11 protein-coding genes are annotated in these 13,769 nt (G+C 59.8%); 3 read left to right on the forward strand and 8 right to left on the reverse strand.

Features of this window, described 5'->3' with window-relative positions; genetic code table 11:
- Positions 1-115: 115 nt before the first annotated feature.
- The 7 genes from RSSM_RS09615 to RSSM_RS09645 all read right to left on the reverse strand — a co-directional run bounded on the left by RSSM_RS09615 (position 116) and on the right by RSSM_RS09645 (position 10,118).
- Positions 116-3,304, reverse strand: coding sequence for a hypothetical protein (locus tag RSSM_RS09615; RefSeq protein ID WP_008677261.1), 3,189 nt, complete (start codon positions 3,302-3,304; stop codon positions 116-118).
- A gap of 740 nt (positions 3,305-4,044) precedes the next feature.
- Positions 4,045-4,998, reverse strand: a complete 954-nt coding sequence (locus RSSM_RS09620; protein WP_044302034.1) for a ParB/RepB/Spo0J family partition protein — start codon at positions 4,996-4,998, stop codon at positions 4,045-4,047.
- A gap of 127 nt (positions 4,999-5,125) precedes the next feature.
- A complete protein-coding gene (locus tag RSSM_RS09625; RefSeq protein WP_144059692.1) occupies positions 5,126-5,872 on the reverse strand; it encodes a ParA family protein in 747 nt (248 codons plus the stop codon).
- A gap of 391 nt (positions 5,873-6,263) precedes the next feature.
- Positions 6,264-7,232 carry a hypothetical protein gene (locus RSSM_RS09630; protein ID WP_008677266.1) on the reverse strand — a complete coding sequence of 323 codons (969 nt, stop codon included), beginning with the start codon at positions 7,230-7,232 and terminating at the stop codon, positions 6,264-6,266.
- Between the two features lie 378 nt (positions 7,233-7,610).
- Positions 7,611-8,393: an N-formylglutamate amidohydrolase gene (locus RSSM_RS09635; protein WP_008677267.1), complete on the reverse strand. Its 783-nt coding sequence runs from the start codon at positions 8,391-8,393 to the stop codon at positions 7,611-7,613.
- On the reverse strand, positions 8,390-9,820 hold the full coding sequence (gene aroA, locus RSSM_RS09640) for a 3-phosphoshikimate 1-carboxyvinyltransferase (protein WP_008677268.1): 1,431 nt from the start codon (positions 9,818-9,820) through the stop codon (positions 8,390-8,392). Before aroA ends, RSSM_RS09635 begins: the two co-directional genes overlap by 4 nt.
- A 4-nt stretch (positions 9,821-9,824) precedes the next feature.
- Complete coding sequence (locus tag RSSM_RS09645) at positions 9,825-10,118, reverse strand: hypothetical protein (RefSeq protein WP_008677270.1); 294 nt, start codon at positions 10,116-10,118, stop codon at positions 9,825-9,827.
- A 290-nt stretch (positions 10,119-10,408) separates the two neighbouring features.
- On the opposite strand from RSSM_RS09645, the gene RSSM_RS09650 reads away from it, so the two are divergent.
- The 3 genes from RSSM_RS09650 (at position 10,409) to RSSM_RS09670 (ending at position 13,069) form a co-directional block, all read left to right on the forward strand.
- A complete protein-coding gene (locus tag RSSM_RS09650) occupies positions 10,409-10,912 on the forward strand; it encodes a hypothetical protein (protein WP_008677275.1) in 504 nt (167 codons plus the stop codon).
- A gap of 769 nt (positions 10,913-11,681) precedes the next feature.
- Positions 11,682-12,656 (forward strand): putative bifunctional lysylphosphatidylglycerol flippase/synthetase, encoded by a 975-nt coding sequence (locus RSSM_RS09665; protein WP_044302038.1) that lies wholly within the window; start codon positions 11,682-11,684, stop codon positions 12,654-12,656.
- Positions 12,653-13,069: a methionine-R-sulfoxide reductase gene (locus RSSM_RS09670; protein ID WP_008677286.1), complete on the forward strand. Its 417-nt coding sequence runs from the start codon at positions 12,653-12,655 to the stop codon at positions 13,067-13,069. The genes RSSM_RS09665 and RSSM_RS09670 overlap by 4 nt, the downstream gene beginning before the upstream one ends.
- A 72-nt stretch (positions 13,070-13,141) precedes the next feature.
- On the opposite strand, the gene RSSM_RS09675 is transcribed toward RSSM_RS09670, so the two are convergent.
- Entirely contained in the window at positions 13,142-13,741 is a 600-nt protein-coding gene (locus RSSM_RS09675; protein WP_008677288.1) for a cytochrome c oxidase subunit 3, read from the reverse strand.
- Positions 13,742-13,769 lie beyond the last annotated feature (28 nt).

Here is a 13,769-nt window from a genome sequence, read left to right on the forward strand (position 1 = left end):
AGATCCACTACGTGAGATTCGGGCTGCAATCTGTTTCATGTTGCGTCTCGTTTTCATGTGGCGCCTCGGACGAGATGCAACATGCATTTGATGCAGAGGATCAGCAGGAACAAGATCATCGAGTCACCACCGATCGAACGCCCACGGCGACACGCGACGATGTTTCAGGGCTGATCGCGAGTGCCAACCATCCGTCACGCATCTCGAGTTGGCTGATCGCGAGCCCATTTGTTGCCGGGTGTTCGATGAGTTTGGGTGTGGTTAGCGGGATTTTGCGTCCCTCGGCGAGGATCTTGTTGAACACTGCACGGATCGGAATCCGTTGCCGCATCGACATTCCCGGTCCGCTGATGCTGAGGTGACCGTCGCGGACCAACCGTGCATCGAGTCCGTCGATCTGTGGCCGGTACGCTGCCCGGACGATGAAACGTCGCAGGGCCGGGCCTTTCGATTGAGACAGACTGACCACGCGAAGGGTGAGCCACAGTTTCCCGTTTTCGATTTCGATCGTCACCGGTCGTGTTTTAGCGAACTCAATCATCGCATCGGCGGGAACGTCCTCGGGCAACTCGGGGGCTTCGCGGCCGAACAGTTTCATCGTTTGCGTGTAAAACTGTTCGATCGTTTTGGCTTGGCCGGTCGGCATCAATCGTTCCATCGTGTTGTTGATTGCCGATTGATGCACCTGCAAACTCATCCAACTGTCGCTCCAGGCACGCGGTCGTGGTGTGTTCGATGCGAGTTGCCAATCGCCGGCGAGTCGGTAGCGTGCGACCAATCGTTTGGGCGTCGTCTTCAAGTCGATGACTTTCGGATCGAGATCCAGTCGGCCGAGCGGTCCGAAGACGAATTCGTCGAGTCGGTGTTCGGCAATTCGCGATTTGGCCTCGAGCTGGGTTTGCATTTCCGAGGTGACCTGATCGCGAATTTGGTTTTCGCTGATTTGCTGGGCGACCGGTCGAACTTCTTGGAAGCGGCTTTGGGCGATCCCGCGGACCAGTGATCCGATCAGCGGCCATCCGTCGTATTGGCTGCGGATCGCACTGAGACGTTGTGAACCCGAAACACTGACGTGGGGTTGACCGATGTCGTAGCCGTTGGGCCGGATGATCAGTGGCGTTGTTGCGTTGAAAACGTTGTGACCGTTGCTGAGGACGGAGACGCCGGATTGTCCGCTGCGGCTGTGCGTGTTGACGGTTCCGTTGGTGGCGATCGCGAGGTTCCACGAGTTCGGCGACGGTGTGAGTCGCAGGCTCAGGTCGGTGCTCACGGTGCTGGTCCCTCGGACTTGGTTGCCGAGCACGTTGGTGCGGATCGGTTCGGTGCGAGGTTCCACCGGTGGCATGAGCCGGTCGATCAAGTCGACCGAGATCGCGGTTCGCACGTTGGCGTTTCGATAGGTCACGTCGATTGCTTTGGCAACTCGAGCGGCGTCGATGTCGTTGGAGAACCGTAGCGACTGAAACGCTTCGCTGACTTTGATCGCCGCGAGATCGATCGAATCGGTTTCGCCGCGTTCAATGTCGGACAGCAAGCGGGCGTAGTCGATCGGTTGTGCCGTCCACGTTTGCATAGCAGATGCGAGAACGCGGATCGTATCACGCTGCAACCATTCCTGGTGTGCTCCGTCGAGCAAGTGATGATCGAGGCGAGACAGGAAACGTTGTGCGAGCAGCGAACGTGCGTCGGCATCGTCGCTATGCACCGCGGATTCGATCTCGTCGAGCAACAGGAATGTGTTCCAACCTTCCAGGTCGCCGGTTTGCGCGAGTTCCGTGCGGAGTCGCTCGATCGTGTTGACAACATGATCGCCGATCGCAGGAGCGGCCTCGTGGAAACGTACGAGCGAGTATCCGTTGGGGTTGCCGAACAGGCGTGCTCCCGGGATGGATGCGGATACGTCGTCGGTAAGGTTTCCGTCTTGGTCGGCCAAGTCGGACGGCGTTTGAGTGTTGTCGTCTTGTTGCGCGAGTTTCCAGATCGGTCCCCAGACGGCGGCCCGTCGGGACAGTGCGTGTGCGGCTCGCAGCCAACGGACCTGTTGGTCGCGTGCGGGAACGCGTTCGGCCAATTGCAGGCCGGCTTCGGAGAGCGATGCGAGTTTGCGGATCAGTTGCCCGCTGCGGTCGTCGCCGATTCGCGGCAGGGCTCGCAATTCATCGAGCGTCGATTCGACTTTGTTCGCCCATCGGCCCATCACGACGGCGGTCGCTTGACGCTGCAGCGCGGTGGCGGTCCGATCGGAATTGACGCGTAGGTTTCCTTCGGCGATCAGGTCCCGCATCGTGTCGCTCGATGGTTTGTCGATCGATGTGAGTGTGGCGATCCCGTTGTTGCGGCTGAGTACCCGGTTGATGTTTGCGTCTGCGACAATCAACGAGAGATCTTGGCAGAGTTGTTTGGGCCGTGGCCATGTGATTGGGCTGCCCGCCGATACCGAGGGCGTCAATGCGATGGTGGCGGTCTTGAGGCCAGTTTCACGACGGGCCTCGACACGAACGGGCTGCCGGCTCGGTTTGGCGAGCACCTCGACGTTTCTCGGCAACAGCGATCCGGGGAGATCCGATGGGTGGTCGGTCGCGGATTTTGCAACGGATTCGGATGTATTCGCGGTATCGGCGAAGAAGGTTTCGCTAGCCGCGATCGCGTCGAGCTCGCTTTGGTCCGCGTCGGATCCATAAACGAGTTCGAGCCACGCGTTCTCGGTCATGCCGGTGGCGGCAAAAGGATCGTCCAACCCTGGGCCGGGATCGGACGGGGGTTGCGGAGCGACCGTGGGGGCGGTCTCCGGTCCCGAATATCCTGCGAGCTCCGCCACCGGGTCCAGTACCGGTGCCAACAACGTCCGAGCGATCACCTGGTTGCTCGCGTCCAGGTCCGCTGCGTCTGACGAGTGTTCCTTCTCTTCCACAACAAACTTATCCTGGGTGGCACTTTTTTCGCCTGCCAGGTTTTCTGCGAAACGCTGCGGAATCGCGAGCCCCCGTTTGCCTCGGTCGGGGCGGTGGGAGGGGGTGACGTCCTGCAGCGCTTCCTGCAATGACCTTGCCATCATGGTGCCGGTGATTTCATCGGTCACCGACTCAATGTGTTGAGCGGGTGTTGTCGAGTGTTCGCCGGGCACCATCAAGTGATGGGCGATGCGTACAACTCGGGCCAGAGTCGACGAGTCGATCGCGATACCGCGTGACCGACAGGAATGTGATTGAGCGTCCCAGCAAAGTGGGAGGGTGGTGGCGGCGGTGATCGCGGTTGCGCAGATCGCCGGCCACAAAATGAGTGCTCGTTTAACGTCCTTGTTCATCGTACCAATGCCCGTAGGAGCATCCATTGCAATCAGGGGGAGGAGGAGGTCGGGGCTCCATGCCGGTTCGCGAGCAATCGTTGCCGCGAAAGAGTCAACATGGTTATTCCGAAACTTGAGTGGCTGTTGCTTGGTGCAGCACAGCTACCGTGATCCCGAAAGACGACGTGCCCCTTCAGGTTTCACTCGCCGTCAAGGCAGGTATCGTCGGTGTGGGCATGTACAAATCAGAATCGATTGCCACGCCTGCCTATCGAGAATGAACGACGGATTGCCTACGAATCGCAGAACTGGAGAAGGCGTCGAAGGTGGAGAGATGCGCGCAACGGGTGCATCCGGCGCATTCTGAATCCCCCAGCGGAAGGCCACGTGAAACAATGTGAAACAGGGGCGTGGTAAGAAGGCTGGTGCGGATCGCCGGATCGCAAACGGTCGTACGTTTGGTACGCAAGAGACATCCCGAGGCCCCATCAGCCGAATGGCATTGGCCGCGGAATCCGACGGGCAAAAGGGGAGGCGGATTGCCAGAGAGAGTTTGCGGGTGATGAAAACGGTTGGGGCTTTCGCCTGGAGAAAACCCGTGCGTGTTGGATTGAAATCGACGCGTCGGGTTTGGAAGTATCGGGGAGAGTGTTTGGTAGGTGTCTCATCGTTCCGTAGCCGATGTCGCCAGAACTCGGGGGGGGGGAATTCTGGCGAATCCGGATACGGGAATCAGACACCTTAACCTTCGTAACGCTCTAGCCGGCGACGCGGAGTTGTGGTCGGGCGGCGGAGCCGAGTAGTTCTCGGAGACGTTCGAATTCTTCGGCGTCGTTGAAGTGGATCGTGATCTTGCCGCGGCTGCGAGCCGACGCTTTGATCTCGACCTTGGTGCCGAACACCATTCGCATTTCTTGCTGCATCGCTTCGATGTGCGGCGGCACGGGTTTGCGTTTTTGGCGTGACTTGTTGGTCACCTTCAGACCCGTCTCGGCGTCTTCCTCGGCACGCAACAATTCGCCAACGGCGCTCTCGGTTGCGCGAACGCTCCAGGTCTCCGACACGATCTTGCTGGCCATCTGCATCTGAATTTCTTCTTCGCCGATTGGCAGCAACGCGCGGGCGTGGCCGGCACTGATCTCGCCGGCGACCAACATGTCGAGGATCGATTGAGGGAGTTCGAGCAGACGCATCAAGTTAGCGATCGTGCTGCGGTCGATGCTCAAGCGGCGGGCAAGGTCATCTTGTTTGCACTTGTGTTCGTCGATGTACCGTTTGAACGACATCGCTTTTTCGATCGGATTGAGATCCTTGCGTTGCAGGTTCTCGATGATTGCTAGTTCGGCGACGAGTCGGTCATCGGCTTCGCGGACTTCGGCGCGGATGGTTTTCAGGCCGGCGTGAACGGTCGCACGCAGACGACGCTCGCCGCTGATCAGTTGGTACTTGCCGTCGACGATTCGAACGAGCACCGGCTGGAGTTGCTGGTGGTTCTTGATGCTCTCGGCGAGCGACGCGATCTCGTCGGGATTGAACTCGCGACGCGGTTGGAACGGGTTGGCTTCGATTTGGTCGATCGGAAGCTCGAGCGATTGGATGCCCGACTCGCTGCCACCGTCGCCGCTTGGTGCGGGTTTGGATTTGGTCGAGCCGCCTTTTCCTTCGGCACCGAACGAGCTGGCTTCATCGATCGGCATGCCGTCCTCGTCCATCGGAGTGCCCAGCAACGCGGCGAGTCCTTTGCCGAGTCGTCGGTCCTTGCCGCTGCCGTTGCGAGCCGCACCGCCACGTTGTGATGAGCCGGACGAATTCCCTTGCGAGGATCCTTGAGTGGTTGCACTAGTCACGCTGCAGCACCTCCATGCACAGTTGAGTATAAGCGAACGCACCGCGACTCCGCGGGGCGTATTGAAAGACAGTTTGGCCGTGACTCGGGGCTTCGCATAGCGCGACGTCTCGGGGCACGACGTTTTCAAAAACGATATCGCCGAAGAAGTCTCTGACGTCTTCGTCGATCTCGCGAGTCAGTTCGAGCGACTCGTCATACATCGTCAACAGGATGCCGCCGAACGTCAGTCGTCCGTCGGTCGCCCCGATGACCTTCTTGATGGTTCCAATGAGTTGAGCGACACCGACCATGGCGAAGTACTCGCATTGGATTGGGATCAGCACTTCGGTGCTGGCGGTCAGTGCGGTCTCGGTCATCGCGCCGGCACTGGGCGGGCAATCGATGAGAATGTAGTCGTAGTCTTCCATGACACTGTCGAGGTGGCCACGGAGTTTGGTGGTGGCGTGCTCGTCCGAGTTGGCCATGACGTCGGCGTCTTGGAAGCGGCGGCTGCCGGGAAGGAGGCTGAGGTTTTCAGTCTCGGTTTCGATAACGACGTCGGGCAGAGGTGTGTCGCCGAGCAAGGCGTGGTAGGCGGCCGGTTCGCTGCCGACGGCTCCGGTGGCGTTGCACTGCGGATCGATGTCAATCAAAAGCGTGCGGTTACCCGAGAGGGCCAACGCAGCAGAAAGGTTGACCGACGTCGTTGTCTTGCCGACGCCTCCTTTCTGATTCACTACGCTGAAGATCCTAGCCACGGTTGATGTTCCTGAGCGTGTCCTTCCGGATCGCGGAATTGCGATCCATCTACATCGGACACGACCGGGAAACTAAGTGAAACGCGCGCTGGGAAACAAGGTCGGTTTCATAAGAAACAGGGGTTGACACGGTCGGGCGTTTCTGGGGTGGTGTTTCTCGTGGAACGTGTGAGCCGGGTGAGGGCGAGCGGAGCGTTTGTGGCGACTGGTTAGTCGTTTCGGTCTGCTCGATTTTTGCGTAGTGGATCTTGTTAAAGATCCTTTTGGTAGAGAGGGATCATTAACAAGATCCACTACGTGGTGCTCGAGGGCAGGGTGGGGGCTTGGATGGGCTACGTCGATGTTGGAAAAGGCGTTTAGGGGGACGGTTCCCCGTGGAACGCGTTGGGTTTTATTGGGGTTGGCGGATCCAGTGACGTGGGCGAGCCGATTGATCGGGTTGGGGTGCGGATGCCTGGCGAGCGTGCGGATCGCTGGCGAGTTGTCCGCGGACATCGCCGGATCGAGCTGGCTGGTTGGCGGGCAATGATCGGCGTTCGGGCTGAGGACTCGAACCAGCGGGCGATTGAAAGCCGAATGACGTGGGAGGGGCCGCATCAAAGCTGGCTGATAGGTTCCCGTCCGCAGACGCGTTTCGGTCAGATGGGAATGCCTGATCGGGGCGGCGGGCGAGGGAACGTGGATCGGCCGAGTCGGTCAGGATCGACTGGGGAAGGTCATTGGACATCTCCCACGGTGCTCGTGGACGCGCGGCGTTATCGTCGGAATCCATGCTGATTCGCATCGACTCGAAACGGCTGGGAAGGCCGTTCGCGGTTTGAGCCGAACGGGAGTTGGATGCGATGCCAGTAGTTCTGGTGGCAGTAGACGGTGCGGCGGTAGAAGGTGCGGCGGTAGAAGGGGAGCTAGTGGTAGGGCCTCGTGCCGGGCGACCGGATTGTTGGTGGGTGGCCAACGCGTCGTAGCGACCGTCCTCGTACAACGGCGTGTGCAGAGGCACGGCGAGGTCGTCGTAGGTCAACGGGATGGTGAGATCGCGGCGGGGGCGAGCGACCGCGTTGGACGGAATGCCCTGGGGCACGTCGGCGGAGCGGACCTGGGACGCGAGCGAACTCGGGGCGCCCGGGGTGCTGCGTGTCGGCGAGTTTTGATACGGAGCGGCCGCGTAGGGCTGTTCCGGGGCGACCCAGAGTTGTTCGAACGGAACGGATTCGTCGCTCGCGGTTAGGCCGTCGGAAGGGCCGGTTGCCAAAACAGAATCGCCATCGGTGGACGCCTCATCAGTCGAGGCGCGGCGGAAGGGCAGGGCGGCGACGGTGCCGCCGATAATGATCAGGGCACCGATAGTGAGATTTCGCACGGTAGGGGACTCGTCAGCTGGATGGTGGAAAAGACCAGCTTCGTCCTTGAAACGGCACATTCTTTCGCTTCATGCGTGTGCTTGTCTCTCGTTCATCGTCGCGGACGGTAGAGAAATCTTTGAGAAAATCCCGTCGGCGGAAGAATCCGAGAATGCGCTAAAGTTCAACGGGCGCGATTTGCACCGGATGAGGGCAGGGATCAGGGTGCCGCGGCATCCACGCAGGGCAGGGCAGTGGACCCAGAGCGGGGCAGTGAAAGCAGGCCAGGTCAGTGCAAACAGGTCAGTGCAAATAGTACAGAGCAAACAGCGCAGTGAGAGCGAGGTGGAGCGTGCCTCGATTGCTCGCGCGTTAACGCGTCTTCTGGCGGACCGACGTCACGCTGCTTGGGCTCTTTGCTCGGACGCGGGTTCGGCGGTGAGGCACGCGATCGCCTCGCCGATCTGGTCGAGCACGACGTCTCGCAGCACGACCGGCCGGGACATCCACGCGCGATTGAGGACGACTTCGATTCCGAGATAAACCTCTTGCGAGAATTTAGATCGCAACGTTTTGGTCAGCGAATCGTTTGTGCCGCGGCCCGGGTGATTGCGGCGGACTTTGAGATCAGGCGAGATGTCGTAGAGCTCTTCGATGAAATCCAGGCACCAGTCGACTTCGTCGGGATGCGACGGATCGTAGAGCAATCCGATGTCGCCGCGTCGCCAGTTGCCTTGGCTGGTCTTGGCATCAAACGTTCGGATCGACAAGTGGACGACGTAGGACCAATGATGCAAGAGCGTGAGGATCTGACGCTCGACCTTTTGGCGATAGGGCGTGTAGATGACCTCGATGATGGCATCGCGCGTGGCCGGCGGCAGGGTGCGGGCACGCGGCGGGAATAGCTCGCGGTGGTGCAGCGAGTGCCCGACGTCGATCAAGTCAGAACGGAGTTCGTTGCTGATCAGGCTCGCACCGCTGCGGTGAGCCAAACGTCGGGCGGCGAAGTAGGCCTCGCGATCGATGCCTGTTCGGGAGAGCGGATCGTCACCTGCAGCGGCCGCGTTCGGCCGGCGTTCACTCACCGAGGTGGACGATTCCAGCGGCGTGCCTGCGAGGTGAGATCGCAGTCGCGAGGGAGTTCGCCAGCCTCCGGTGTCGCAGGTGATCAGAAGGCTCATGGGGCCACGGCTCCGGTCGCGCCGGTTGTGGTCCATACGTGCGACCGTCCGGTCAACGTTTGCAGATCGGCCCAGAAGTCCGGGTAGGTCTTGCGGGTGCAGGCAGGGTTGAGAATCTCGATCCCGGGCAGCCGCAGCCCGAGCAGCGCGAAGCTCATCGCCATTCGGTGATCGTTGTAGGTTTCCATCACGACCGGGCCGCCGACGCTGAGCCGAGCCGGATCGGACAGAGGATGGATCGTCAGGCCGTCGTCGTGCTCGTCGACGCGGGCGCCGAGTTTGCGTAGTTCGATCGCGAGGTTGCCGATCCGGTCGGTCTCTTTGAATCGGTTGTGGGCGACCCCGCGGACGCGAGTCGGGCCGTCTGCGAACAGAGCGACGACGGCGAGCGTTTGCACCGTGTCGCTGATCTCGCCCATCTCGACGTCGATCCCGGAGAGCGGCCCGCCTTGGATCGTGATCCCGTTTTCATCCGAGGAATATTGACAGCCCATTTGCTCGAGCACGCGGGCGAAACGCACGTCGCCTTGCGTGGCGTTCTCGGTGAGTCCTTCGACGCGGACGCGTCCACCTGAGATCGCGGCGGCGGCCCAGAAGTAACTCGCCGCCGATGCATCCGGCTCGACGTCAAATTCGCAACCCTGGTAGGACCCTTCCACGTTGACGCAGCGCAGCCCTGACCACGGTTCGTCGCCGTCGAATTCCCAACCGGTCACTCCGCCGAACGATTCCATCAAACGGGCAGTCATGCGGACGTAGGGGATCGAAACCATCTCGCCGACGATTTCGATTCGGATAGGTTTGCTAGCAATGGGGCCGGCCATCATCAGGCCGCTGAGGTATTGGCTGCTGACGCCGCCTCCGACACGCATCGGTTGTCCGGTCCATCCCTTGGAGTCGATGTCGACCGGGGGACATTTTCCTTCGGAGGTTGCCGCGATCGATCCGTCGAGTGCCGGTGCGATCGCATCGACGAGGTCGCCGATGGGCCGTTCGTGCATGCGGTCGATTCCGGACAGACGATATTTGCCACCAAATGCCGACAGGGCTGCGGTCAGGAATCGGACCGTCGTTCCGCTGTTGGCGATGAACATTTCGACCGGGGTTTCGGAGCTGATCTTCCTCGCGTCATCGCTGACGACTCCCCCGACGCCCTCGACGACGAGTGTTCGGCCGCCGTCGACGGGTTTGATCGAGACCCCGATTTTCGCCAGGGATTCGATCATGACCTCGGTGTCTTCACTGACCAGGGTCCCGGACAGGCGGCTGGTCCCGCTGGCGAAGGCCGCACAAATCAAGGCTCGGTTGGTCAGGCTCTTGCTGCCCGGCGGTCTCATTTTGCCTTCCACCGGTCCACCAGGAACGACGCTCACTCTCGTTACGGGAGAGGAATCGGAATCGGTCAGGGTGGAGGCGGATTGGGGCATCAAATTATCCCGCGAAGAACGGGTCGTTGGATTCGCTAAGTGATTTCTGGCCCGGGATCCATAGTGAACCGATCACCATCAGCGACAGCGTCGTGGTATGAATCAGCCAGGCGGCGTTCTGCATCATAACCGTATGGGCCGTCACGAGTGTCATCACGACCAAAACGGCGAGGAAGCGTCGTTCGGCTTTGCGGGCCGCTGTACCCGTGGTCAGCTTTGCTAGCAACAACGCGACGAGCGCGACCATCGGGAGTCCGAGTGCACTGAACGCCGAGGCAATGAATACGATTTGAGCCATCACTTTACTTCCTTGTACTGAGCAGAAAAGACTCGAGCGTTCGTGCTCGAGGGTCGGGCGAGCGGTCCGTGCTGGCCGCGACAATTTCTTTCTCTCGTATTTGGCACTCCGCCGGGAAGGTCGAACTTGAGTGAATTTTGAAAAAAAATGCCAGAAAATTCGATGCGATCGGATTAACCCGCAAATTCTTCCCATTTTGACTGGGCTGAGCCGTGGTGAATGGCCGAAGACGAAAATGGTCCGACTTCCGCCGCATTTTCCTTCCAAAAACTCCCGTTTTGGGGCGTCCCATGACTAAATCCGCCGATCGCACTGCAGCGAAATCTGCACGACACGAATCGTTGAGCCCACGCCGCCGAAAGATTGCGACAATCCTAACGGTCGCGGTTCTCGCCGGGCCGGTTTTGGCCAGCACCGGTGGTTGCCGGTTGTGTGCGGACTGTGACTTGGAGTCGTATCCGTCTTACGGCGGCGCGTGGCAACGCACGCTGCGTGATTCCGGACGCGTCGGCAGTCTCTTTGACCCCGGCGGCAGCCGAGCGTCCGATTTGTCGGCTCGCGTCGATTCGGATGCGGCGGACGAGCGATACCGTGATCGAATCAGCGGTGACGAGGACGCCGAGCCCGAGGAATCGGCAGAGACTCCGGATGATTCGCCCGAACGGACGGACGACGAAGAGCGTGACTTGCAACTCGATGACAGCGATCTGCGAGAAATGCAGGATCGCTATCGTGACCTCGAACTGCAGGACATCGATTACGAAGACGCCGGCGGGCAACCTCAGGTCTGGTAGTCGCCACTCGAGTGACGGCATGTTTGCCGATCCTCACTGAGTCAGCAGTCGGACCGCACCGGAATGCGAATCGGTGCGGTACTCGTTCGCGTCGCCGATGCGAAGAATTCATGAAACGCCGAGCGGTCGCTATACCGCTCGATCGCCGTCGATCTACAATGCCTCCTCGCAGCAATCCCGCGACGAATCTGTCGCCAGTGGTGCGTCAAAGCCTGGTTTTCGGGTAGCGAAACTCGCCGAGAGTTTCGGGATGGCTTCTGAATCATCGAAAGTCTTGTCGATTTTCACTACGCTCTGGAACCCTCATTCTTGATCGTGACGCGCCACTCGTGCGTTGATCCGGTATGTCGTTGGCGTGCCTGATGCGTTTGAGTCTGCCGGGGTGTTTTGTTGTGGGATGCCGATTCGCCGAGTGGCTCGCGAGTTCTTCGTTAAGTTCCCGTCACGAGTGTTTCCAAATCCGGTCTGCCCCTTCGAGAAACAGGCGGTGGGTGTTATGAAAGTGGACACATCACGATTTTCGAGTTTCGTGGTGCGATGGTCCGGCGGTTTATCTCGATGTTTCACCCCAGTGATTTATAATTGGACGAGCTAGCAACATCGTTCCCAACCAGCATTGTTCCCATTGAACGCGTTCCCAAGTACACGTGTTCCCAAGTTAACGCAGTCCCAATCTGGCGTATTTAACCTGACGTTGTTTCGGTGACGCATCCCCCAAGGCATCCTTCCATTGTTCAAGGTCGATCCACGTAAACTCGTCGGGCCCGCGATGGCGTTGGTCCTGTTCGGTTTTGCGGTCAAGTTGTTAATCACCGAAGCGGGCAAGGTGACTCGTGAAGAGTTCGTTGGTGGGATCACCAGCATCGAGCCCGCTTACCTCGTGATCGCTTCGATCCTGATCGCGCTGAACTACGGCCTGTTGACCTGTTACGACTTGCTCGCGTTGCGCTACGTTTGCCGGGTGTTGCCGCTGCGGCGGGTCGTGTTGGTGTCGTTCCTCGGTTACTCGCTCGGCAACAACCTCGGAACGTTGATCGCTGCGGCGCCGATCCGGTATCGCTTTTATCACCGGTGGGGTTTGACGCACACGCAGATCGTTGCGTTGATGTCGGTGTTGGCGTTGACGTTTTGGTCGGGGGTTTGTGTGCTCGGCGGGGTCGCGTTGACGCTCGCGCCGATTGAACTGCCGGCGAAGTACGCGTTGCCGTTCGGGACCCGGACGTTGGGGATCATCTTGTTGTCGGTCACCGCGTTTTACGGACTGGTTTGTTTGTTCTGGCACAAGCCGTGGCCGATCGGAAAGCTGCATTTGCGACCTCCATCGGTTGGCCTCGCGTCGGTGCAGGCGTCGGTCGCGGCGGTTGATTTGTTGATCTCGGCGACGGCCCTTTATCTCGTGATGCCGGGCGGGGCGGATGTGCCGTTCTCGATGGTGTTGGCGGCGTATTTGGTGGCGATCGTTGTCTCGTTGATCTCTCAGGTGCCCGGCGGACTCGGTGTGTTGGAGTTGATCCTTTGGACTTTGCTCAAAGATACAGTGGGGCAACCGGTACTCGCTTCCGTTTTGATCTTTCGCATCCTCTACTATATCCTGCCGCTGTTTGTTGGCATGATCGTATTGGTCGCCCATGAGATTTACAGCGGCGCGGTCGAGGCTCAAACGGACGCCCGGATCGAACAAAACCGGCCGCCCGAATCGCTTCGCAACGACAACCCCGATCCTCCATTCATTGACGCATCATGACCGACGAATCGAGCAAAGACGCCACGCCCCAGTACAACGATCTCGATGCCGAAGCGGCTCGCGTGATTCTGCACAAAGGGACCGAAGCGCCCGGGCCGGGCGGTTACACCAACACGAAAGACGCGGGCATATACATCTGCCGTCGCTGCAACGCGCCGCTGTATCGGAGCGAACACAAATTCATCAGCCACTGCGGTTGGCCGAGCTTTGACGATGAGATCGAAGGTGCGATCTTGCGAGAGGTCGACGCCGACGGTCGGCGCACTGAAATCATGTGCAACAACTGCGGTGGCCATCTCGGGCATGTCTTCGAAGGCGAGCATTTGACGGACAAAAACATCCGCCACTGCGTCAACAGTATCTCGATGCGGTTGGTCCCGGCCGATGAGCCGCTGCCCGAAAAAATTCAGTAGGCGGCGAGCAGGCAGACACGCGTCAGCGATACGCGTAGCAAATTGCTATGCGGCCTCGATCGATCGCAACCGCTAAAGGCTTAGCTCAAAGCCGCCCGTCGTGACAATGAACGTGGCCAGCATGCAGAGCCAGACGAGATCGAGAAAGTGCCAGTAGTGCGCGGCAAAGTCGACGGGCCAGTATCGTTCGTGGTCGTATTTCCCGAGTGCGGCGCGAATGCCAACGATGCATAGCGACACCACTCCGCCGGCGACGTGCAACGCGTGAAGAAACGCGAGCACGACGACCATCCCCGCGACGCCTTTGCCGGTTCCGCCTTGCATCGCCGGACCGCGAAGCAGTTCGAGCATCGACTCGTACTGGATCATCATGAACGCCACCGCAACGATTGCACTGATTAACAACAGTGCTGCTGTGGTGAATCGGCGACTGCGCCGGACCGCTCGCGTCGAGAAATGAACCAACCCGCTGATGCCGATCAGCAAACCGGTGCTCAACAGAAAACTCGCCGGCAGCGCGACGGCCGTTTGCGGGTCGCCTTGACGCGATGCCGCATAGATCCCGTAGAGCAATAGGCTGCTGAGGAAGAACACCAACAGCGTGCCCAGGAACAACCATCCGCCTTGGCGGTATCGCAAATCGGTCGGAAGACGTGTGGCAGAATTCGGCACTGACGAGATCGGTCGTTGAAGGGGAAAT

Origin of the sequence: Aporhodopirellula sallentina SM41 (genome assembly GCF_000346505.1) — a bacterium.
Taxonomy (GTDB): Bacteria; Planctomycetota; Planctomycetia; order Pirellulales; family Pirellulaceae; genus Rhodopirellula; species Rhodopirellula sallentina.